The organism is Terribacillus halophilus (assembly GCF_900162685.1).
Taxonomy (GTDB): domain Bacteria; phylum Bacillota; class Bacilli; order Bacillales; family Amphibacillaceae; genus Terribacillus; species Terribacillus halophilus_A.
Genome location: NZ_LT727817.1, coordinates 23,449 through 44,148, shown reverse-complemented (window position 1 = coordinate 44,148; position 20,700 = coordinate 23,449). Strand labels below are relative to the sequence as shown.

General features: G+C 42.3%; 24 protein-coding genes. 23 read left to right on the top strand and 1 reads right to left on the bottom strand.

Annotated features, from left to right (window positions below; all coding sequences use genetic code 11):
* The first annotated feature begins 40 nt into the window (after positions 1–40).
* The 23 genes from B1K52_RS00250 to B1K52_RS00140 all read left to right on the top strand — a co-directional run bounded on the left by B1K52_RS00250 (position 41) and on the right by B1K52_RS00140 (position 19,448).
* Positions 41–811, top strand: a complete 771-nt coding sequence (locus tag B1K52_RS00250; RefSeq protein ID WP_077303878.1) for a TatD family hydrolase — start codon at positions 41–43, stop codon at positions 809–811.
* Between the two features lie 10 nt (positions 812–821).
* A complete protein-coding gene (gene rnmV / locus B1K52_RS00245) occupies positions 822–1,385 on the top strand; it encodes a ribonuclease M5 (protein ID WP_077303942.1) in 564 nt (187 codons plus the stop codon).
* Positions 1,375–2,250: a 16S rRNA (adenine(1518)-N(6)/adenine(1519)-N(6))-dimethyltransferase RsmA gene (gene rsmA, locus B1K52_RS00240; RefSeq protein ID WP_077303875.1), complete on the top strand. Its 876-nt coding sequence runs from the start codon at positions 1,375–1,377 to the stop codon at positions 2,248–2,250. The genes rnmV and rsmA overlap by 11 nt, the downstream gene beginning before the upstream one ends.
* A 61-nt stretch (positions 2,251–2,311) precedes the next feature.
* A complete protein-coding gene (yabG, locus tag B1K52_RS00235; protein ID WP_077303872.1) occupies positions 2,312–3,190 on the top strand; it encodes a sporulation peptidase YabG in 879 nt (292 codons plus the stop codon).
* 185 nt (positions 3,191–3,375) lie between these two features.
* Positions 3,376–3,636 (top strand): biofilm formation stimulator Veg, encoded by a 261-nt coding sequence (veg, locus tag B1K52_RS00230; RefSeq protein WP_038562465.1) that lies wholly within the window; start codon positions 3,376–3,378, stop codon positions 3,634–3,636.
* A 131-nt stretch (positions 3,637–3,767) separates the two neighbouring features.
* Positions 3,768–3,944, top strand: a complete 177-nt coding sequence (locus B1K52_RS00225) for a small, acid-soluble spore protein, alpha/beta type (RefSeq protein ID WP_077303939.1) — start codon at positions 3,768–3,770, stop codon at positions 3,942–3,944.
* A 119-nt stretch (positions 3,945–4,063) separates the two neighbouring features.
* Positions 4,064–4,933: a 4-(cytidine 5'-diphospho)-2-C-methyl-D-erythritol kinase gene (gene ispE / locus B1K52_RS00220; RefSeq protein WP_077303869.1), complete on the top strand. Its 870-nt coding sequence runs from the start codon at positions 4,064–4,066 to the stop codon at positions 4,931–4,933.
* Positions 4,934–4,987: 54 nt separating this feature from the next.
* Positions 4,988–5,800 (top strand): pur operon repressor, encoded by an 813-nt coding sequence (purR, locus tag B1K52_RS00215; protein WP_077303866.1) that lies wholly within the window; start codon positions 4,988–4,990, stop codon positions 5,798–5,800.
* A gap of 122 nt (positions 5,801–5,922) precedes the next feature.
* Positions 5,923–6,225 (top strand): septation regulator SpoVG, encoded by a 303-nt coding sequence (gene spoVG / locus B1K52_RS00210; RefSeq protein ID WP_077303863.1) that lies wholly within the window; start codon positions 5,923–5,925, stop codon positions 6,223–6,225.
* A 209-nt stretch (positions 6,226–6,434) separates the two neighbouring features.
* A complete protein-coding gene (gene glmU / locus B1K52_RS00205; protein WP_077303860.1) occupies positions 6,435–7,796 on the top strand; it encodes a bifunctional UDP-N-acetylglucosamine diphosphorylase/glucosamine-1-phosphate N-acetyltransferase GlmU in 1,362 nt (453 codons plus the stop codon).
* A gap of 19 nt (positions 7,797–7,815) precedes the next feature.
* Entirely contained in the window at positions 7,816–8,763 is a 948-nt protein-coding gene (locus tag B1K52_RS00200) for a ribose-phosphate diphosphokinase (RefSeq protein ID WP_077303857.1), read from the top strand.
* A 72-nt stretch (positions 8,764–8,835) separates the two neighbouring features.
* The gene (locus tag B1K52_RS00195) at positions 8,836–9,471 is read left to right on the top strand and encodes a 50S ribosomal protein L25/general stress protein Ctc (RefSeq protein WP_077303936.1); all 636 of its coding nucleotides are present in this window, start codon (positions 8,836–8,838) and stop codon (positions 9,469–9,471) included.
* 112 nt (positions 9,472–9,583) lie between these two features.
* Positions 9,584–10,120 carry an RNA polymerase sigma factor SigY gene (sigY, locus tag B1K52_RS00190; protein ID WP_077303854.1) on the top strand — a complete coding sequence of 179 codons (537 nt, stop codon included), beginning with the start codon at positions 9,584–9,586 and terminating at the stop codon, positions 10,118–10,120.
* Positions 10,110–10,412 (top strand): YxlC family protein, encoded by a 303-nt coding sequence (locus B1K52_RS00185; RefSeq protein ID WP_077303851.1) that lies wholly within the window; start codon positions 10,110–10,112, stop codon positions 10,410–10,412. The genes sigY and B1K52_RS00185 overlap by 11 nt, the downstream gene beginning before the upstream one ends.
* Positions 10,412–10,603 carry a transcriptional regulator gene (locus B1K52_RS00180; protein ID WP_077303848.1) on the top strand — a complete coding sequence of 64 codons (192 nt, stop codon included), beginning with the start codon at positions 10,412–10,414 and terminating at the stop codon, positions 10,601–10,603. The genes B1K52_RS00185 and B1K52_RS00180 overlap by 1 nt, the downstream gene beginning before the upstream one ends.
* A gap of 6 nt (positions 10,604–10,609) precedes the next feature.
* On the top strand, positions 10,610–10,801 hold the full coding sequence (locus tag B1K52_RS00175; RefSeq protein ID WP_077303844.1) for a PLDc N-terminal domain-containing protein: 192 nt from the start codon (positions 10,610–10,612) through the stop codon (positions 10,799–10,801).
* Entirely contained in the window at positions 10,802–11,689 is an 888-nt protein-coding gene (locus B1K52_RS00170) for an ABC transporter ATP-binding protein (protein ID WP_077303841.1), read from the top strand.
* On the top strand, positions 11,686–12,462 hold the full coding sequence (locus B1K52_RS00165) for an ABC transporter permease (protein ID WP_077303838.1): 777 nt from the start codon (positions 11,686–11,688) through the stop codon (positions 12,460–12,462). Before B1K52_RS00170 ends, B1K52_RS00165 begins: the two co-directional genes overlap by 4 nt.
* A 911-nt stretch (positions 12,463–13,373) precedes the next feature.
* Positions 13,374–13,934: an aminoacyl-tRNA hydrolase gene (gene pth / locus B1K52_RS00160; RefSeq protein ID WP_077303835.1), complete on the top strand. Its 561-nt coding sequence runs from the start codon at positions 13,374–13,376 to the stop codon at positions 13,932–13,934.
* An 82-nt stretch (positions 13,935–14,016) separates the two neighbouring features.
* Complete coding sequence (locus B1K52_RS00155; protein ID WP_077303832.1) at positions 14,017–14,244, top strand: anti-sigma-F factor Fin; 228 nt, start codon at positions 14,017–14,019, stop codon at positions 14,242–14,244.
* A gap of 91 nt (positions 14,245–14,335) precedes the next feature.
* The gene (gene mfd, locus B1K52_RS00150; RefSeq protein WP_077303829.1) at positions 14,336–17,866 is read left to right on the top strand and encodes a transcription-repair coupling factor; all 3,531 of its coding nucleotides are present in this window, start codon (positions 14,336–14,338) and stop codon (positions 17,864–17,866) included.
* A 155-nt stretch (positions 17,867–18,021) separates the two neighbouring features.
* Positions 18,022–18,558 (top strand): stage V sporulation protein T, encoded by a 537-nt coding sequence (gene spoVT / locus B1K52_RS00145; RefSeq protein ID WP_077303826.1) that lies wholly within the window; start codon positions 18,022–18,024, stop codon positions 18,556–18,558.
* Positions 18,559–18,644: 86 nt separating this feature from the next.
* A complete protein-coding gene (locus B1K52_RS00140) occupies positions 18,645–19,448 on the top strand; it encodes a helix-turn-helix domain-containing protein (protein WP_077303823.1) in 804 nt (267 codons plus the stop codon).
* On the opposite strand, the gene B1K52_RS00135 is transcribed toward B1K52_RS00140, so the two are convergent.
* Positions 19,406–20,620: an MFS transporter gene (locus B1K52_RS00135; RefSeq protein ID WP_077303820.1), complete on the bottom strand. Its 1,215-nt coding sequence runs from the start codon at positions 20,618–20,620 to the stop codon at positions 19,406–19,408. The two genes, B1K52_RS00140 and B1K52_RS00135, sit on opposite strands and share 43 nt — an antisense overlap.
* Positions 20,621–20,700: the final 80 nt, after the last annotated feature.

The following is a 20,700-nucleotide window of genomic DNA, read 5'->3' as shown; positions in this document are numbered from 1 at the left end:
CGTTTTTCCTTTTTTTATTAGATAGAAAGGACAATGTTTTATGTTATTTGATACACATGCTCATATTAATGATAAGCAGTTTGCGGAAGATCGCGAAGAAATGCTGCAGCGTGCAGTGGATGCGGGTGTTTCTCGTCTTGTTGTGATTGGCTGTGACGCAGAAGGAATCACATCAGCAATTGAACTGGCGGAAAAGTATGATTTCGTTTATGCAGCAATTGGCTGGCACCCTGTAGATGCAATTGATATGACAGATACAGACTTAGAGCGAATAGAAGAGTTATCAACTCATCCAAAAGTTGTCGCGATTGGTGAAATGGGCCTTGATTATCATTGGGATAAATCACCGAAGGATGTTCAAAAAGACGTACTTCGCCAGCAAATCCAGCTAGCAAGACGCGTAAAGCTCCCAATCATCATTCATAACAGGGAGGCAACAGCAGATATAATTCCTATCCTGAGAGAAGAAGGGGCAGCGGAAGTTGGCGGTATTATGCATTGCTATAGTGATGAAGCTGATCTGATTCAGGAGTTTCTTGATATGAACTTTTATATATCGCTAGGCGGACCTGTCACGTTTAAGAATGCGCGAGCGCCAAAGGAAGTAGCAAAGATAGTGCCGGCAGATCGTTTGTTAATCGAGACAGATTGTCCTTACTTAGCACCGCATCCAAATCGCGGCAAACGCAATGAACCAGCTTACGTAAAACTGGTGGCAGAACAGATTGCCGAGCTCCGCGGTATCGGCTATGAGGAACTGGCAGAGCTGACGATGCGGAATGCAGAAAGACTATATCAAATCAAAGCATAGAGGGAAAAGCGTGCAAATTAAAGAAGTTATTGTCGTGGAAGGGAAAGACGACACAGCTAAGATAAACCAAGCAATCGAGGCAGATACAATCGAGACGAATGGTTCTGCTGTTAATGCGAGTGTAATTGAGCAAATTAGACATGCGCAAGAGAAGCGGGGCGTCATTATTTTTACAGATCCGGACTATCCTGGTGAGCGGATTCGTCATATTGTCTCTCAGGCAGTACCAGGCTGTAAGCATGCGTTTTTATCAAAGGATAAAGCACGTGCAAAGCATAATAAAGGGATCGGTATCGAACATGCAACAGCTGAATCAATCCGTGCTGCTTTGGGGCAAGTATATGAGATGGATAAGACCTACGAACCGCAAATATCCAGGGAAGCTGTCATCGCTTACGGCCTTTTAGGAGGACCGCAAGCAAAACAAAGGCGAAAACTGCTAGGAGAAAGACTAGCGATCGGGCATACGAATGGAAAGCAGCTGCTAAAGCGGCTGGCGATGTTCCGTATATCAGAGCAGCTGTTCGTTGAAACGATGCAACGCATTATACAGGAGGAAGAAGATGACAAATGAACGGCATATAGCCACCCCGACACGAACAAAGGAGCTGCTTCAGAAATATAATTTCTCCTTTAAGAAAAGTCTCGGGCAGAACTTTTTAATTGATACAAACATTTTGCGAAATATTATTCACCATGCAGGAGTAACGAAAGAATCTGGTGCAATTGAAATTGGACCTGGAATGGGTGCTTTGACAGAGCAGCTGGCAATTGCTGCAAAAAAAGTATTGGCATTTGAGATTGATCAGCGCTTATTGCCGATTCTTGAAGATACATTGTCTCCGTATGATAATGTTCAAATTCGGAATGAAGATATACTGAAAGCAGATGTACAAAAAGAATTGCAGCAGTACTTCGGAGATCAAGAAGTGAAAATTGTTGCGAATTTGCCATATTACATTACAACACCAATCTTAATGAATCTGTTAACTAGAGAGCTCCCAATTTCCAGTATTACTGTAATGATTCAAAAAGAAGTAGCTGATCGGATGGCTGCATCACCGAATTCAAAGAGCTATGGTTCCCTGTCGCTCGCAGTTCAATATTATACAGAAGCTGCTGTTGTCATGACGGTGCCGAAGACTGCTTTCATGCCACAGCCAAACGTCGATTCCGCAGTATTGCATCTGGAGCTGCGTAAAGAAGCTCCTGTTGCAGTAGAAGATGAGAAGTTCTTTTTCGAGCTTATACAGGCATCCTTTGCGCAGCGCCGCAAAACGCTCCGCAATAATTTAAATCGACATTTCTCTGCTAAATTCTCAAAAGAGCAGCTGGAAGACATTATGAATGAAGCAGGCATTGATGGCACTCGCAGAGGTGAATCGCTTGCTATGGATGAATTTGCTGCCTTAGCCAACACCTTTACAGCTAGAAGCTGAACACTTTTGCCCACCTATCATAAGCTGTAGAAGAAAGCTTTGGTGGATGAGGTGAACGGGAATGGAATGGACGATTGGTGATATCGTCACGAGAAAATCATACCAGCACGATTTATTGTTTCGTGTGTCCAGCTTTACGGCTAATAAAGTCATTCTGCATGGAGAAGATATGCGTCTTATCGCTGATGCTCCAGAGGATGATCTCGTGAAAGCTGGCACACGCGAAATAAGCAAACAAAAGAAAACATGGCAAGATAAAGAAGATTATTCCTACCGTCTCTTTCGCCAGGATTATATGCTGATGAAGGATAAGCGGGAATATGATTCGACTGCAGGCTATCAGCACAGTCCAAACTACTTTCAAATCCCTGCGAAGGTTCTCCATATTGACGGAGACAGAACGTATCTGAAGAAATGTATCGATTTTTACCAGCGGTTCGGCATTCAAGTACACGGTGTTCATCTGCAGGAAAAAGAGATGCCGCTCCAAATTGCTTCCCTTCTACAAAAAATCCAACCAGATATTATTGTCATAACCGGACATGATGCCTTTCAGAAAAATAAAGGAGATAAGCATGATATGAAGGCTTATCGACATTCCCAATACTTTGTGGAGACAGTTAGAGAAGCTCGTCGGCTATACCCGCATCTAGACCAATTAGTCATTTTCGCTGGTGCCTGCCAATCCCATTTTGAATCCTTGATTCGAGCTGGTGCAAACTTTGCAAGTTCACCGAGCAGAATCAATATCCATGCTTTAGATCCTGTTTATATTGTAGCTAAAATTGCTTTTACACCATTTATGGAAAAAGTTGGTGTGTGGGATGCGCTTCGAAATACATTGACAGGAGAACGTGGGCTGGGGGGGATTGAAACCCGCGGATTACTTCGAACTGGGCTGCCTTATATAGATCCGGATGAGGAAGAAGAAGACAACTGAATAAGTAATCTGCCACATAAATCTACCACTGATGCATAATTTTGCACATATTTGAAAGAATAAATTGAAATAAGAAACATTTAATCTTTTCATTGACATCAAAATTGATATGCTGTTATAATGATAAGTTTTATTTGACTTCATATCTTAATTGTGCTATGATTAGATCAGTGAGGTGGAGTGCAGTGGCTAAAACATTAGTTGAAATTAAGCAGGGTCTGGAAGGACAAATTGGTAAACGTTTAAAATTGAAAGCTAATGGTGGGAGAAAGAAAACCATCGAACGTTGCGGAGTACTTGCGGAAACGTATCCAGCTGTATTCATCGTAGAACTTGATCAAGATGAGAATGCGTTTGAGCGTGTCTCCTATAGCTATGCAGATGTCTTAACCGAAACAGTAGAATTAGATTTTGATACAGACGATTTGAATGAAATCGCTAAATAATGCTAGAAAAAGGCAGAGGATTCTCCTCTGCCTTTTTATTTTGCCCTTTTTGTATAGATCTGACAGGCATAACATTAGCTGAAGAGACAGATAATAAGCGTGTCGTAAATATCAGAAGGGAGCTGTTTTCTTTGGGCAGAAGAAGAGGTATTATGTCTGATGCACTAAAAGAGGAAATTGCAAAAGAACTTGGGTTTTACGACACGGTACAGAAGGAAGGCTGGGGCGGCATACGTTCTCGCGACGCGGGGAATATGGTAAAGTATGCAATCGCTATGGCTGAGCAGTCGATGCAAGATAAACAGTAATAAGTAGCAGCCCTTCTCAGTTAGTTAAGAGGAGGGCTGCTTCTTTTCAGGCAGAATAGCCTGCACCTTCTTTTTATGATACAATTTTGAAGAAATTCAACTAAAGTAGGTGACATGACATGTATTTGCTCGAAAAGGCGCCAGCTAAGATCAATCTTTCGTTGGACGTACTATACAAACGCCCGGATGGCTATCATGAGGTAGAGATGGTGATGACAACGATTGATCTGGCAGACCGGATAGAGTTAATCGTGTTACAGGAGAACAAGATTGAAATCGAATCGGATAACAGATTTGTACCGAACGATGAACGCAATCTTGCCTACCGTGCGGCGCAATTGATCAAAGATACATATAACATTGATAAAGGTGTCAAGATATACATAGATAAGCAGATACCGGTCGCAGCCGGTCTTGCAGGCGGAAGCAGTGATGCAGCGGCTGTATTGCGTGGTCTGAACACATTATGGGAATTGGGATTATCCCTTGATACACTGGCTGAGCTAGGAGCAAAAATCGGCTCGGATGTTTCTTTCTGTGTATATGGTTCAACAGCGCTATCGACCGGCCGTGGAGAGAAGATAAAAGAACTTCCAGCTCCACCGGCTTGCTGGGTTGTTTTAGCTAACCCCGGAGTGGGTGTTTCCACTCAGACAATTTATCAGCAGTTAAAGATTGAAGGTATTGAGCATCCTGATACAAAAGGAATGGTTAATGCGATTGAGCATGGAGATTTTCAATCTATTTGTGACAAGGTCGCAAATGTGTTGGAACCTGTCACACTGAAGCTATGTCCGGAAGTGAAACAAATTAAACAGCAGATGGCTGAAGCAGGAGCAGATGCGGTATTGATGAGCGGCAGCGGACCAACTGTCTTTTCTCTTGTATCCCAAGAGAGTCGCGCATACCGGATATACAACAGCTTGAGAGGATTTTGTGAGCAAGTGTATGTTGTACGGATGCTTGGCGGGCGGCCTGAGCTTGATTAAAACCGTACGAGAGTGTTATTATCTAACAATAACATTCGGTTTTGAGGTGTAGAGATGAAAAGAAGTGAACGTTTGGTTGCGATGACGAATTATCTGATAAATCATCCGCAGCAATTGGTGTCTTTGCCATATTTTTCAACAACGTACGCTGCTGCCAAATCTTCCGTAAGCGAAGATTTGTCTATTATAAATGATATGTTCCAGCAAGAAGGAATTGGGTATTTGCAATCTGTATCAGGTGCAGCTGGCGGTGTTCGTTATATCCCCATCTACTCAAAGGAAAACAGTGCCTCCTTCATTGATGAGCTTTGTGATAAGCTGGCGGATTCGGATCGACTTCTGCCAGGAGGATATTTGTTCATGAGTGATATTCTTGGAGAACCTGCTGCAGTAAACAAAATTGGCCGTCTTTTTGCGACAGCTTTTCATGACCGCAAAATTGATGTAGTTGTGACAGTTGCTACAAAAGGTATCCCGATTGCTTATGCAGCAGCGAATTATTTGAACGTCCCCGTTGTCATTGTTAGAAGAGATCCGAAAGTAACAGAAGGATCTACGGTGAGTGTCAATTATGTTTCTGGATCGTCAAGGAAGATACAGACGATGGTCCTATCGAAGCGTAGCATACCGGATCAAGCCAATGTATGTATTGTTGATGACTTCATGAAAGCTGGCGGTACGATCAATGGCATGAAGAGCCTTCTTCAAGAATTTAATGCTAATGTCACTGCTATTGGTGTATTAGCGGAAGCTGAAGATGAAGAAGAGGATCGTGTAGTGGAAGATTACACGTCGCTGATTAAGATACAGAACGTAGATGTCCGCAATAAGCAAATTGACGTACAAAAAGGTAATTACTTTAGCTAAGATAATGTTCCAATCCCTTACTGAAATTTTTTTTAAAAAAGTTTTAGGTTTAGAAGGAGTTTCCAGAGTTTTGTAGAATTACTGGTAATAAGTTCTAAATAAGGTAAGGGTGGTGAAACATAATGGAAGTAACTGACGTAAGATTACGCCGCGTTAATACCGAGGGAAGAATGCGTGCTATCGCTTCTATTACAATGGATCAAGAGTTTGTTGTACATGATATTCGTGTCATTGAAGGAAATAACGGCTTATTTGTCGCTATGCCTTCCAAACGTACACCAGACGGCGAATTCCGTGATGTGGCACATCCAATCAACTCCGGCACACGGAGCAAGATTCAGGATGCGGTGCTACAGGAATATCATCGTGCAGGAGATGAAGAAGTAGAAGTGGTGGAATATGAAGAAGCAGCAGGTGCTTCTTAATAGGAGAATAACAGATGGTATTCTGCCATCTTTCATAAAGGCAAAACTAACAGCTGTTCTAACATATGGAATGGCTGTTATTTTTATGCCATTAATTATGCATTTGGATATAAAATTGTCTCGAATTACGTGAAATCAAGCCAGCCTCCTGTTGAAATGACAATTATTTTAAGATATATTTACAGAGGATAAAAGAATGGAGGGTTCGCATGTCCAACCGATATGCAGTCATCCTTGCTGCTGGAAAAGGCACCAGGATGAAATCAAAGCTGTACAAAGTGCTGCATCCTGTTATGGGAAAGCCAATGGTACAGCATGTTACTGACCAGTTAAATTCTTTACACTTAAATAAATTGATTACGATTGTAGGACATGGAGCGGAGTCGGTTCAAGCACAGCTTGGCGATGCAAGCGTTTATGCTTTGCAGGAAGAACAGCTAGGTACAGGCCATGCCGTACTGCAGGCAGAAGAGTTCCTAAAGGATAAAGACGGTGTGACTGTTGTGCTGAGCGGAGATACACCGTTAATCACAAGTCAGACGATTCAAGCATTACTTGATCATCATGAACAGCAAGGGGCAAGTGCAACAGTTTTGACTGCAAAAGCACCAGAACCTGCAGGTTACGGCCGTGTCATTCGCAATGATGCAGGAGAAGTACTTCGTATTGTAGAGCACAAGGATGCGAATGCAGAAGAATTGCTCGTTGATGAGATTAATACGGGTACATACTGCTTTGATAATAAATTATTGTTCCAAACATTACATAATGTATCGAACGATAATGCTCAAGGTGAGTATTACCTTCCAGATGTACTGGAACTATTGAAGAAAGACAACAAACTGGTGACTGCATACCAGACAGCTGACTTTGATGAAACAATGGGTGTAAATGATCGCGTTGCACTTTCCGAAGCGGAACAAATTATGAAACGCCGTATCAATGAGCAGCACATGCGCAATGGTGTAACAATTGTAGATCCCACGTCTACTTACATCAGTACGGATGCCGTAATCGGCCAGGATGTGACAATCTTACCGGGCACAATGATTCTAGGAAACACGGTAATTGGGGAAGATAGTATCATTGGCCCGAACTCAGAAGTGAAGGATGTCACAATTGGAGACCGTACAATTGTGAAACAAAGCGTTGCGCATGACAGTGAGATTGGCAATGATGTCAATATCGGACCATTTGCTCACATCCGCCCACAAGCACAGCTTGGCGATAATGTGAAGATTGGTAACTTTGTTGAAGTGAAAAAAGCATCGATTGCAGATGGAAGTAAAGTATCTCATTTGAGCTACATTGGCGATGCTGAAGTAGGAAAAGATGTCAATATCGGTTGTGGTACAATAACAGTGAACTATGACGGAAAAAATAAACATCTGACGAAGATTGAGGACAATGCGTTTATCGGTTGTAATACAAACCTGATTGCGCCAGTCACAGTCGGAAAAGGTGCTTTAGTAGCAGCAGGTTCGACAATTACAGATGATGTACCATCAGAAGCTTTATCAATTGCTAGAGCAAGACAAGAAAACAAAACTTCTTATTTTAAGAATAAATAATTTTGGAGGGTTACTTGACATGCCTTATACTGATCCATCGTTAAAAGTTTTTTCTTTGAATTCCAATCCGGAGTTAGCTAAGTCAATTGCAGACCACATTGGCGTAGAATTGGGTAAAATCACTGTCTCCCACTTTAGCGATGGCGAAATCCAGATTAATATTGAAGAAAGTATCCGCGGCTGCGATGTGTATGTTGTTCAATCCACTAGCGCGCCGGTTAACCAGCACATGATGGAATTGCTTATCATGATTGATGCATTAAAACGTGCGTCAGCTAAAACGATTAACATTATCATGCCTTACTACGGTTATGCACGTCAGGACCGTAAAGCACGTTCTCGTGAACCAATTACAAGTAAATTGATTGCTGATATTCTGCAAACAGCTGGTGCAACACGCGTCTTGACGCTTGATTTGCACGCACCGCAAATTCAAGGTTTCTTCGATATTCCAATTGATCATCTAGTCGGTGTTCCGATTCTATCTGATTACTTCGAGAAAAAGAACTTGGAAGATATCGTTGTTGTATCTCCTGACCATGGTGGTGTAGTTCGTGCTCGCCGTATGGCTGACCGTCTGAAAGCACCGATTGCAATCATTGATAAGCGCCGTCCGCGTCCAAACGTGGCAGAGGTAATGAATATTATCGGCGAAATCAAAGGAAAAACAGCAATCATTATTGATGACATCATTGATACAGCTGGTACCCTTACACTAGCAGCTAATGCTTTAAGAGAAAAAGGCGCAACAGCAGTATATGCAGCATGCTCTCACCCAGTATTATCTGGACCGGCAATCGAGCGAATCCAAAATTCTCAAATTAAAGAGCTTGTTGTGACAAACTCTATTCCGCTTCCAGAAGAGAAGCAAATTGACAATATCACACAGCTTTCTGTGGCACCATTGTTCAGTGAAGCGATCATTCGTATTCATGAACAGCAATCTGTTAGTGTACTATTTGATTGATTATATGTTTAGTGCCTGAATCATAAGGGAATCCTTACATGTAGATGCGTAAAAACATGGAGGGTGATTATGATGGCAGTAAAACTTAAAGCAAATAAAAGAGATAACCATACAAAGTCGTATCTCAATGAATTACGCGAGGAGGGTATTATCCCTGCAATCGTGTATGGCAACGGGAAAGAGCCTGTAAGTGTTGCAGTAGATAGTATCGACTTATTAAAAACAGTACGTGATGAAGGGAAAAATGCGGTAATCTCCTTGGATATAACAGGAGATGCAGTAGATGTTATGCTGCACGATTACCAAACGGACCCATTAAAAGATCGTATCTTGCACGCTGATTTCTTTGTAGTAAACATGTCTGAAGCGCGCACTGTAGAAGTACCGATTCAGCTGGAGGGAGATGCACCAGGTTCTAAAGAAGGCGGCGTATTACAGCAGCCATTGTACGATTTAGAAATCAGTGCAAAACCTAATGATATTCCGGATCATATTTCAGTCGATGTTTCTAAGTTGGAGGTCGGTGACAGTATCAGTGTAGGTGACCTGCCAACAAACGGCACGTACGAAATACTCACAGACGCTGATACAACGATCGCAACAGTCACAGCACCAACTGCAGAAATTGAATCCGATGACACAACTACTGGTGACGCAAGCGATGTAGAGGCAATGGAAGAAGGATCTAAGAACGATAAAGAAGAATAAATGATTGGAAGAAGAGCTGTACCGAAAAGGTGCAGCTCTTTTTTTATGTTTGATTGAACTTTACCGATATCTCAAACGTCATATAGACAACAGATAGGAAAGGGGGGGTGAAATGGAAGACGCGGTAGATAGTGTTTCGATCGAGAATGCTAAGAAAGATAAATCAGCTTTCAGTCTGCTATTCCAGCAATACTATACATTCTTATATCGTTATCTCTTCAAACTCACCATGAATAAAGAAATGACAGAAGACTTACTGCAGGAAACGATGATACGTGCCTATATAAATTTACCTAAATTCCGTTATCAATCAAAGTTTTCCACGTGGCTGATATCAATTGCAACGCGTCTATTCTTGGACGAACAACGAAAAAGAAAACGAGATATAAAAAGACATGAGCAGCTGACTGAGAATGAAAAACGAAAAATGAAATGGGAGTTGGCACAAGAAAATCTGGATTGGTCACTGCACCTCGAATTATTTTCCACCCTATCTACAAAGACGAGAACGCTCATCCTGCTTCGTCATTATTATGGCTATTCCATTGAGGAGATTGCTGCAATGGCAAAATTAAAAAAAGGAACGGTTAAATCTCGTATCCATTATGCACAAAAGAAATTAAGAGAGGAGTGGCGTGATGAAGCATGATGATGTAATCAAGGAAATGAATGAAACGTGGTCAGAAATGGACAGGAAAGTGCCAATTGATATCCCGGATGCTGAGGAGATCATCCACCAGCTGAATTGTGGAGAGAAGCGATATCAGGAAAGCCTGCGTAAAGAATTATTTGGATTCATCCTTCTCGCATGTGTCTTGCTGTCTTTATATATCGTAGCAGTTGTGCATATCATGTGGGCTTTTTATGTTATGCAATTCACATCAGCTGCTGCAGTTCTCATTCTATTGTTGGTTGAGAGAAGAAAAAGGAGGGTGATGTAATGACAGCGCATGAATTAACAATCACTCTCTTTGTTATACCAGTTTTACTGGCGCAAGGGATTTGGTTATATATAGATGCTAAAAAAAGAGGCACATATGCATGGGCCTGGGGGATTGTTGGGTTGATACAGTTTCCAATGCCACTCCTTTGTTACTATATATTCATTATTCGCAGAGACAGAAGGAGGTAGCTGGAAGTGGAGAATATACTCTCATTGCTGTTGCCTGTTCTTGCAGTGCAGTTGATCTTACTAGTAACTGCACTTATCCATTGCATTCGAGCAGAACATACACTAGGACCAAAATGGCTCTGGATCATCATCATTTTTTGCGTGAGTATTATCGGACCGGTCTTATTTTTTGTCGTCGGAAAAAGGAGAGATAGGTAGATGGCTATATTGGAAGCAAGGGGTTTGGTAAAACAATTTGGGAAACATGTTGCAGTTAACAACTTGAATCTCCAACTTAAGGAAAATGAGTGTCTTGCGCTCTTAGGACCAAATGGAGCTGGTAAGACAACAACTTTACACATGCTAGCAGGTTTAATAGCACCTACTGACGGTGTGATATTGAGTCAGAACAAAGCACTTAGTAGAGATAAAGTTGGCTTTCTGCCTCAGCACCCTGTTTTTTTTAATTGGATGTACCCGAAAGAATATCTTCTGTTAGCAGGTACTTTATCAGGAATGACAAATCGAATAACAAAAGAACGAATTCAATACGTACTAGAACTGACTGGTTTATTAAAAGCGCAAAAGCAGAAAATAGGCAGTTTCTCTGGGGGCATGAAACAGCGGCTCGGTATAGCGCAGGCTATCTTACATGAACCACAAATCCTTCTGCTGGATGAACCGGTCTCTGCACTTGATCCAGCAGGAAGGATAAATGTGATGAATATCATGGATGGATTGAAGAGTAAGATGGCCATCTTATTCTCGACGCATGTATTGCATGATGCAGAGCAAGTCTGTCATAAGGCGTTGATTATGAGAGAGGGACAGGGGATTTCATATGAGGATATGAAGGAATGGAAAGGTAAGCTGCTTAAAGAACGTTATCGCTTGGAAACATCAAAAACTCTACCAGATGGAATACTGCGTAAACTTTATGAAAAAATAGAAGTGCAGGAAACTAAGAGGGTTGTTGGAACATTAAAACCCGGTATAACGTCAAATATGTTATTGCAAAGTTGCATTGAGCAGAATATACAAGTCTGTTACTTTGGAGCAGAAGAAAAATCCTTAGAGGAACGTTACATGGAGGTGATGGAAAGTTGAACAAGTTTAACGCACTGTTTCGTAAAGAATGGCTGGAAGCTTGGAGAGACAAGAAGTTAGTTTGGCTGCCTGCTGTTATGCTTCTAATGACAATTCTCCAACCAATCACGCTATATTTTATGCCGGCTATCTTGGAAAACTCGAACAGTTTGCCAGAAGGTGCAATAGTGGAACTGCCTATCCCCAGTGGAGGAGAAGTACTGGTAAGTACATTATCCCAACTGCATACAATTGGAACAGCGATTATCGTACTAGCTTGTATGAATGTCATTGTGCAGGAGAGGAATACAGGCGCTCTCATGCAACTATTCACTAGGCCTCTTAGTACTGCCACCTACATTTTCAGTAAGTGGACAATGCTTGTATTGCTCCATCTAAGTGCCTTTTCTCTTTCCTATGGAGTTGCATGGTACTACACAAATAATTTATTTACCGATGTTTCGTTTGATTCCGTTTGGAAAAGCTTTATGATTTATTGTTTATGGATCGTACTAGTTATTACAGTCACCTTATTTGTTGGTACATTTCTTCGCCGCAGCGGAGGGGTAGCAGGTATTTCAATTCTAATTCTAGCCAGTATAGCAATCCTTTCGACTGTCCTACCTGATACAGCGACTTATCTGCCTTCCAGTATACTTACTCTAGCAACGGATATACTTGAGATGGAAAAGACAACTCTGCATACAGGAATTATCGTCACAACATCCCTCGCCTTTATTCTTTTATTGCTGATAGGAATGGTAAAACAGTTTAACAGGAGTGTTAAGTTTTAATGAAGTAGGATTATTCCAAACCAATAAAGGATAAGATAGAAAGAAGCAGAGGCAAAGCATGTCAAGGATGTGAAAGGAAGCATCCTTGGTGTGCTTTTTTGTGCAAGATAGAAGGGATTATCTATGTAAAGGTAGAAGAGGTAGCGTGGGGAATTGATTTAATCTGGGGAATTCCTGCTTACCACTCCGTTTTTAACCGATTTCTTCGCTTTTCGGTGATGTCTAGCTTCGAGAGCCATGGACTGCGCCGTAAGCGATAAATCCCTGCGTGGAGAAAACATCCACTCCGGGCTTTCTCGCTTACTTCTTCGTCCCTAACCGCCTCTCTCCGCTTTTCGGTGGTGTCTAGCTGCGAAGAACAGAAACTGCGCTATAAGCGATAAGTCCCTGCGAAAGGAAAGAACACCTTCCTCCGGGTCTTCTCACTTATTTCTCCGTTTCTAAACGTTCTTCTCCGCTTTTCGGTGATGTCTAGCTGCGAGAGCCAGGGACTAGAGTATAAGCAAGGAATCCCTATGTGGGAAAGACACCCACTCCGTGCGCCCTTGCTTATCCTTACGTCCCTAACCGCCTCTCTCCGCTTTTCGGTGATGTCTAGCTGCAGAAACCAGAAACTGCGCTGTAAGCAATGAATCCCTATGTGGGAAAGACACCCACTCCGGGCTCCCTTGCTTACCGCTCTGTTTCTAACCGGTTTCTTCCGCTTTTCGGTGGTGTCTAGCTGCGAAGAACAGAAACTGCGTTATAAGTGATAAGTCCCTGCAGAAGGATAGGACACCTTCCTCCGGGTCTTCTCACTTATTTCTCCGTTTCTAACCGGTTTCTTCCGCATTTCGGTTTCCTTGTATTTTATTTTCTGTTGGGGTATCATTTTTTCGTATGGAATTTGTGAATAAAGGGCGTTTATAGATATGAAAATGATTGTTGGTCTTGGGAATCCGGGTCAGAAGTTTGATCAGACACGGCATAATATTGGGTTCATTGCAATTGATGAATTGGTGCATCGGCACAATTTGCCGTTAACAAATAAAAAGTTCAATAGTGTATATGCAACGGGTATGATTAATGGGGAAAAGGTAATTCTGGTGAAGCCTATAACGTTTATGAACCTTTCAGGCGAGGCGGTGCGTCCGCTAATGGATTATTATAATGTGGAGCTTGAGGATGTGGCTGTCATTTATGATGATTTAGACTTGCCTGCTGGGAGGATTCGTCTTCGGGAGAAGGGCGGTCATGGCGGCCATAATGGTATTCGGTCTTTGATTGATCATCTCGGTACGAAAGAATTCAAACGGCTTCGACTTGGGATTGGCCGTCCGGTTAATCAGCAACCTGTAGTAGACTATGTACTCCAGCGTTTCCATAAGGATGAATTACAAGATATAGTAGACAGTGTGAAGAAATCTGCTGATGCTGTAGAAGCATGGCTTCAGGAGCCTTTCTTGAACGTTATGAACGATTTCAATCGCTGACACATACAGTGCCATGTGTATGAAATATACGTTTTTCGGGCAGACTTTGACAGAGTCAAATCTAAGTCTCGGAGGCGTGAACATGGCTATTATTTATCGTTGTCGGCATTGCAAAACACAGCTTGCAGAACTGGATGAATATAAAGTAGATATAAAATCGCTCGGGTGGGATCAGTTATCCGCAGTTGATTATCAGGAAATGGTGCAGATGGATGCTGGAAATATTGTTTGCCAGGTGGCATGTGAGGATTGTGAAAATACCTTGCAGCGATACCCGCATTACCATGAACTGGATCATTTTATGCAATAACGTATAGCTAAATATTGCAGTCATAAAAAAGCTTTGGTGCTTCAACCAAGGCGTTTTTTGCTTATGATATGTACTAGCAGAAGGAGGCATTATGCAAGAGATTAAGCAATTCGTCTCTGCCCAGGATGACATTCAGTCCGTCATCAACGGGATAAAGTCAGGGATGGGGGAACAGCTTCTCACCGGCTTGTCTGGATCGGCAAGAGGTGTGTTGGCGACAGTGCTGCAGGATGCAGTACGACGCAAGGTTATACTCGTTACCCACCAGTTGACACAGGCGCAGACACTTTATGAAGACTTATTAGAACTTAGTACAAATTCAAATGTTTATCTTTACCCGGTAAATGAACTGCTAGCTTCAGAGCTCGCTATCTCAAGTCCGGAACTTCGCAGCCAGCGTCTTGATGCTTTGCGAAATTGGATGCAGAGTGAAAATGGTGTCTTGGTGGCACCGGCAGCTGCTTTAAAACGAATACTTCCGCAACCAGCTAAATGGGAAAGCTATCAGCTGGCTTTTCGTGTTGGAGAAGAAATCGATCTTGACCAATATATGAAGTCACTTGTAGATATGGGATACGAGCGTTCGGATATGGTTGCTGGACCAGGGGAGTACAGCTTGCGCGGCGGTATACTGGATATTTTTCCGCTGACAGAAGACAATCCAGTGAGAATCGAATTATTTGATACAGAAATTGATTCAATACGATATTTTGATTCAGACACACAGCGATCGATGGAAAAGCAAAAAACTGTGGAAATAGGACCTGCAACAGAATTGCTTGTCGATCAAGAAGATATCGCAAGAGCAGCTGATCGTCTGGAGAAAGCATTGGGCGAAACAATTAGTAAGCTAAAAGAAGATGAACATAAACAGCGGGTGCTTGAGGCAGTCAGTCAAGATCTGGAACGACTGAAGCAGCAAGAGCGCTTTCCTGCGATGGCTAAATATGCTGGCTATTTCTATGAGAAGCCAGCTAGCTTATTAGATTACCTTGGGCAGGATGGCTATATTATCCTGGATGAGATGAGCCGTATTCAAGAAACTGCCAATCGGCTTGATGAAGAGGAAGCAGAATGGCATCAAAGCCTATTGGAAGCGCATCAAACTGTCAGGGATTTGCGTCTTTCCTTTGACTGGCATGAGGTATTGCGGCAGATGAAACAGCCGCGTCTGTATTTGAGTGTGTTCCTGCGGCATATATCGAATACACACCCGCAAAACATCGTAAATGTAACATGCAGAGCGATGCAGCAATTCCACGGACAAATGCATTTATTGAAAAATGAGTTAGAACGATGGAGCAAGAGCAATTATTCTATTATATTAATGGCGCCGAACCAACAGCGAGCAGAAAAAATACAGGCAGTAATGGCTGATTATGAGATGGAAGCTGTCATTACAGAGCGTGTCTCATTACCAGCGAGTACACCGACAATCATTATTGGCAATATTAGCAGCGGATTTGAGCTGCCGTTCCATAAGCTGGCGGTACTAACAGAGAACGAGTTGTTTAAAAAACGAACATCAAGACCAAAACGGAAACAAAAGATATCCAATGCAGAACGAATCAAAAGTTACCAGGAGCTTGCAGTTGGTGATTATGTTGTTCATGCTAATCACGGTATTGGTCGCTATGTTGGAATAGAAACGCTGCAGGTACAAGATATACGTAAAGATTTCATGTTAATCCGTTACTCGGGCGACGATAAGTTATTTGTTCCAATTGATCAAATTGACCTTGTGCAAAAGTATGTTGGTTCGGAAGGTAAAGAACCAAAGCTGTATAAACTTGGCGGATCAGAATGGAAGAAAGTAAAAAGTCGTGTGCAATCTTCTGTGGAAAATATTGCGGATGAACTGATCAAGTTATACGCGGAGCGAGAAGCATCTAAAGGGTATGCCTTTTCAGAAGATACCGAGATGCAGCGGGAGTTCGAAGCCGCTTTCCCTTATCAGGAAACAGAGGATCAGCTTCGCTGTATTGATGAAATTAAGCAGGATATGGAACGGGAACGGCCGATGGACAGGCTGCTTTGCGGAGATGTAGGGTACGGCAAAACAGAGGTTGCCATACGTGCTGCATTTAAAGCAATTGCAGATGGCAAGCAAGTTGCAATTCTTGTGCCAACTACTATATTGGCGCAGCAGCATTATGAGACGATCTTAGAGCGATTCCAAGACTACCCAATCAATGTCGGACTAATGAGTCGTTTCCGAACACGAAAACAGCAAAATGAAGTAACAGCAGGCTTAAAGAACGGTACGGTGGATGTTGTCGTTGGTACGCACCGACTATTGTCTAAGGATGTCGTCTATAAGGACCTAGGGTTGTTAGTTGTCGATGAAGAGCAGCGTTTTGGTGTAAAACATAAAGAAAAACTAAAACAGCTGAAGACAAATGTCGATGTATTAACATTGACGGCAACGCCAATTCCGCGGACATTGCATATGTCCATGCTTGGTGTAAGAGACTTATCTGTTATTGAAACACCACCTGAAAACAGATTTCCGATTCAAACATATGTTATGGAATACAATCCGGTGTTTATCCGTGAAGCGATTGAGCGGGAAATGGCTCGCGATGGCCAGGTGTTCTTCCTCTATAACCAGGTCGAGAGCATCGAACGAAAAGCACAGGAGATTTCTGCGTTAGTTGACGATGCTAGGGTTGCATTTGCGCATGGACAGATGAATGAATCGGAACTGGAAGGTGTAATGCTTGCCTTCTTGGAAGGCGAGTACGACGTCCTTGTCAGTACGACCATCATTGAAACTGGTGTAGATATTCCCAATGTAAATACTCTGATTGTTAATAATGCGGATCGAATGGGGCTTAGTCAGCTATATCAGCTGCGCGGACGAGTTGGACGTTCGAACCGTGTTGCTTATGCTTACTTCACGTATCAGCAAGATAAAGTGCTCACAGAAGTGGCTGAGAAACGACTGCAGGCGATTAAAGAATTTACAGAGCTTGGATCTGGTTTCAAGATTGCAATGCGTGATTTATCTATCCGCGGAGCAGGTAACTTGCTCGGCTCGCAGCAACATGGGTTTATTGATTCTGTCGGCTTCGATATGTATTCACAGATGCTTACCGAAGCAGTGGAGGCTCGTAAAGCAGGTAAGCCTACTGAGGAGATGAAGCCGTTTGAAGTAGAATTGGATCTGGACATCAATGCGTATATACCGGAAAGCTATATTAGCGATGAAAAGCAGAAGATTGATATGTACAAACGTTTCCAAAGCTGCATCTCTCAAGAAGAAATCCATGACTTACGCGAGGAGCTGATTGATCGTTTCGGAGATTACCCGGATGAAGTAGCCAATCTCTTCCACGTTACAACAATCAAGATGTATGCGAAGCGTGAGAAAATTGAATCCATCAGTGAGAAGAAGAAAAAGCAGCGCATGGAAATACTCGTCGATCCAGATATGAGTCAGCATGTAGATGGCGGCAAGCTATTTGACTTCGCTAATCAATACGGGCGGATGGTCCAGCTTGGCACAGAAGACAAGAAACTGAAAATCGTGTTCAATTGGGACAGAAACTCCTATAACCGCCGGTATGAGATTGCAGAGGAATTCATCCAAGCGATGCGGGAATTCAAGCGAGCTGGCTAAAGTCTTAACATTGTCCTCGAAAAAATTGGCAGGAAATGAATAGTTATGCCAATGTGTATCATACTAACAGCACAACTGGTGAATTCTTCTTTTCTTCATAATAAGTAGAAAATACCCCAGAGCAGCTTAGGATACAGAAAGAGAGGCAATGGAAGATGAAGGCTACAGGAATCGTACGTAGAATTGATGATTTGGGACGTGTTGTTATCCCGAAAGAAATACGCCGGACACTGCGCATTCGAGAAGGAGATCCGCTAGAGATCTTTGTTGATCGTGATGGAGAAGTTATCTTAAAAAAATACTCACCTATCAGTGAGTTAGGTGACTTCGCAAAAGAATATGCGGAAGCACTATTTACTACGATTGATCATGGTGTTATGATCTGTGACCGTGACGAATATATTGCAGTTGCAGGCGAATCAAAGAAAGAATACATGAACAAAGGTATTGGAGAAGTGATCGAAAAGGCAATGCAGGACAGAGCAACTGCTGTCTATAATCAATCGGGAAATGTCGAACTTGTAGAAGGAAAAGATGACGAGATACAGGCGTATGTAGTCAGCCCGATTATTGCCAGCGGTGACCCAATTGGCTGTGTTGTCATTGTCAGTCGTAATGACGGTGAATTGGGAACGGTAGAGGAAAAGGCTGCAGAAACAGCTGCTAATTTCCTTGCAAGACAAATGGAATAATGAATCTGAAATCATAGGAATCCCGCAGCATATCAGCTGCGGGATTCTTTTTTATGCTAAGCTGGTGAAAAGGAGGAGGAGACGATATGATACTAGAACATCAAAACGGCCTTTTGTTATGGCGCAAAAGCCTGCTGGGAGAGAGAAGCTGGCGTGATGACCTTAGCTACAAACTGCTATTCAATCCTAGCGGAAAGTCCATCTATCAGTTCAAAGAACACACTATGGAGCTATCCACCGGTGAATCACTCCTCCTCAACCCACACGTTATTCATAAGCAGCTCTTTCATACCGCAGAGAAATGGATCGTAGAGTTAAGCCCAGTACTTTTAACGGATATTGCAAAGGAAATTGGCATTACAGCCCAAGATCCTTTCTTTACAAAAATTGTATTTAAGCATCCTCTCATTCATCAGTGGGTGGAGACGACGCGCATGTATTTACAAATGCAAACGACCGAAACAGAGCAGCGCTTTTGGATGGAAAACAGTTTAATTCAGCTTGCGTTACTGCTGCTTCGACTTGTTCCAGGCGCACATGCCGAAAATTGGAATATAGAAGGATACGATCCGTCGATTTATGTAGTGCTGGATGCACTGAAGCAGAGTTATGAACAGGATTGGACTTTGGATGATATGGTGGCATTGACTTCGTTAGGAAAGTATCAGTTCAGTCATTACTTCAAAAAGGAAACAGGTCTGACTCCCTACAGCTGGCTGCAAATACTCCGTGTCGTGAGAAGTCAGAAGCTGCTGCAGCAATCAGATGTCTCCATTCTTACAATTGCCTTAGAAGTAGGATTTAAAAATGCGGCTTCCTATCATACGGTATTTCGGCGGCTCTATGGTCAGACACCAGGTACTTTCCGAAAGAGACTGCTGCATGCATAGAAGCATACAATAAATAAAATTGCCAATCCGCTTATTAGCATTAATGTTCGAATAGATAACACGGGTAATAGACTAGCATAAATACTTAAGGACAGTGTGTTAGCTGCATAAAGCAAAACAGCATTTGTACTAAAAGCCCTGCCTAGCATCGCTTTAGGTACAGAAGTCTGGATAAGATAAACTCTCGTCAAACTGCTGATTGGGAGGCCTATTCCAATGAGCAACGCGCCAATAAAGAAAACCGGCAGCTCATATACAAATCCTATTATGCTGATTCCCAGCCCCCATATGATACAGCCGATCAAATACTTTTTCATGTTCAGCTGTTTTAGCAGATAAGGGAGAAGAACACTGATGATTGTAGCTGCAATACCATAAAGTATCTGTAAAGCATTAAACCAACTCTCTCCATCTGTTGTAATCTCCTCGAAAGCAAGCAGCATTCCTACTTGCCATACCCATGTATTAAAAAAGACGACAAGGAAAGTGATCACAAAAAGCTGTACCAGCTTTGAATTGGTTTTCCCGTATTGCACAAAGGCCCAGATAGATTGATACAAAGAAGACAAAGAGAGGCTTTCCTTGTTTGCTAAACGAAGTATAGATGGTAAACGAGAGATGAATACAGCACTAATAGCAAAAGACAAAGCATCTATGATGAATAAATAAACAATATCACCTTTTGCCAGCATCCAGGCAGCCAAGATTGGACCTGCTAAAGAAGCTGGTCGTTGTATAGTGTCCCATATACTATTAGCAGCAGGAAGCTGCTCTTCTTTAACAAGCTCAAGCAGAACAGCGCGATGAGCAGGATTAAAAAAGCATCCGCAGCATTGGAGCAGGAAGCTGCCTGTTAATAAATGATAAAAGTTCAGCCAATTTTGGAAGTATAAAATGACAGTGAAGCATACAATTCCAAATCGCAATAAATCCATGATAATCATCATCTTTATTCTATTTATTACATCTGCCACTGCTCCGCCAATTAAGCCGAATAGCAGATACGGCACTGTTTCTGCAATCGCTATAAAAGTAGTCTGCATATTTGATTCTGTCAGACGATATGTGAGAAATAAAAAGCCTAAGCCAGATAAGATATTGCCAATTTGGGAAATGGCACCTCCCGAGAAGTAATAGATCACATGACGGTTCTTCTGAATATCTTTATACATATAATCACCTCCTGTTCAGCATATAGCCCAGACAGGATTCCGTCGTATAGAATCTTGTGCAAAGATAAAGCAAGATTTGA

Bases quoted from the DNA above. Each gene is read 5' to 3' on its own strand.
- sigY (WP_077303854.1), top strand. From the start codon at position 9,584: ATGGAAGACGCGGTAGATAGTGTTTCGATCGAGAATGCTAAGAAAGAT.
- B1K52_RS00155 (WP_077303832.1), top strand. From the start codon at position 14,017: ATGGCTATTATTTATCGTTGTCGGCATTGCAAAACACAGCTTGCAGAA.
- spoVT (WP_077303826.1), top strand. From the start codon at position 18,022: ATGAAGGCTACAGGAATCGTACGTAGAATTGATGATTTGGGACGTGTT.
- B1K52_RS00195 (WP_077303936.1), top strand. From the start codon at position 8,836: ATGGCAGTAAAACTTAAAGCAAATAAAAGAGATAACCATACAAAGTCG.
- glmU (WP_077303860.1), top strand. From the start codon at position 6,435: ATGTCCAACCGATATGCAGTCATCCTTGCTGCTGGAAAAGGCACCAGG.
- rsmA (WP_077303875.1), top strand. From the start codon at position 1,375: ATGACAAATGAACGGCATATAGCCACCCCGACACGAACAAAGGAGCTG.
- B1K52_RS00170 (WP_077303841.1), top strand. From the start codon at position 10,802: ATGGCTATATTGGAAGCAAGGGGTTTGGTAAAACAATTTGGGAAACAT.
- mfd (WP_077303829.1), top strand. From the start codon at position 14,336: ATGCAAGAGATTAAGCAATTCGTCTCTGCCCAGGATGACATTCAGTCC.
- B1K52_RS00140 (WP_077303823.1), top strand. From the start codon at position 18,645: ATGATACTAGAACATCAAAACGGCCTTTTGTTATGGCGCAAAAGCCTG.
- purR (WP_077303866.1), top strand. From the start codon at position 4,988: ATGAAAAGAAGTGAACGTTTGGTTGCGATGACGAATTATCTGATAAAT.
- B1K52_RS00200 (WP_077303857.1), top strand. From the start codon at position 7,816: ATGCCTTATACTGATCCATCGTTAAAAGTTTTTTCTTTGAATTCCAAT.
- pth (WP_077303835.1), top strand. From the start codon at position 13,374: ATGAAAATGATTGTTGGTCTTGGGAATCCGGGTCAGAAGTTTGATCAG.
- B1K52_RS00180 (WP_077303848.1), top strand. From the start codon at position 10,412: ATGACAGCGCATGAATTAACAATCACTCTCTTTGTTATACCAGTTTTA.
- spoVG (WP_077303863.1), top strand. From the start codon at position 5,923: ATGGAAGTAACTGACGTAAGATTACGCCGCGTTAATACCGAGGGAAGA.
- B1K52_RS00135 (WP_077303820.1), bottom strand. From the start codon at position 20,620: ATGTATAAAGATATTCAGAAGAACCGTCATGTGATCTATTACTTCTCG.
- yabG (WP_077303872.1), top strand. From the start codon at position 2,312: ATGGAATGGACGATTGGTGATATCGTCACGAGAAAATCATACCAGCAC.
- B1K52_RS00185 (WP_077303851.1), top strand. From the start codon at position 10,110: ATGAAGCATGATGATGTAATCAAGGAAATGAATGAAACGTGGTCAGAA.
- ispE (WP_077303869.1), top strand. From the start codon at position 4,064: ATGTATTTGCTCGAAAAGGCGCCAGCTAAGATCAATCTTTCGTTGGAC.
- B1K52_RS00250 (WP_077303878.1), top strand. From the start codon at position 41: ATGTTATTTGATACACATGCTCATATTAATGATAAGCAGTTTGCGGAA.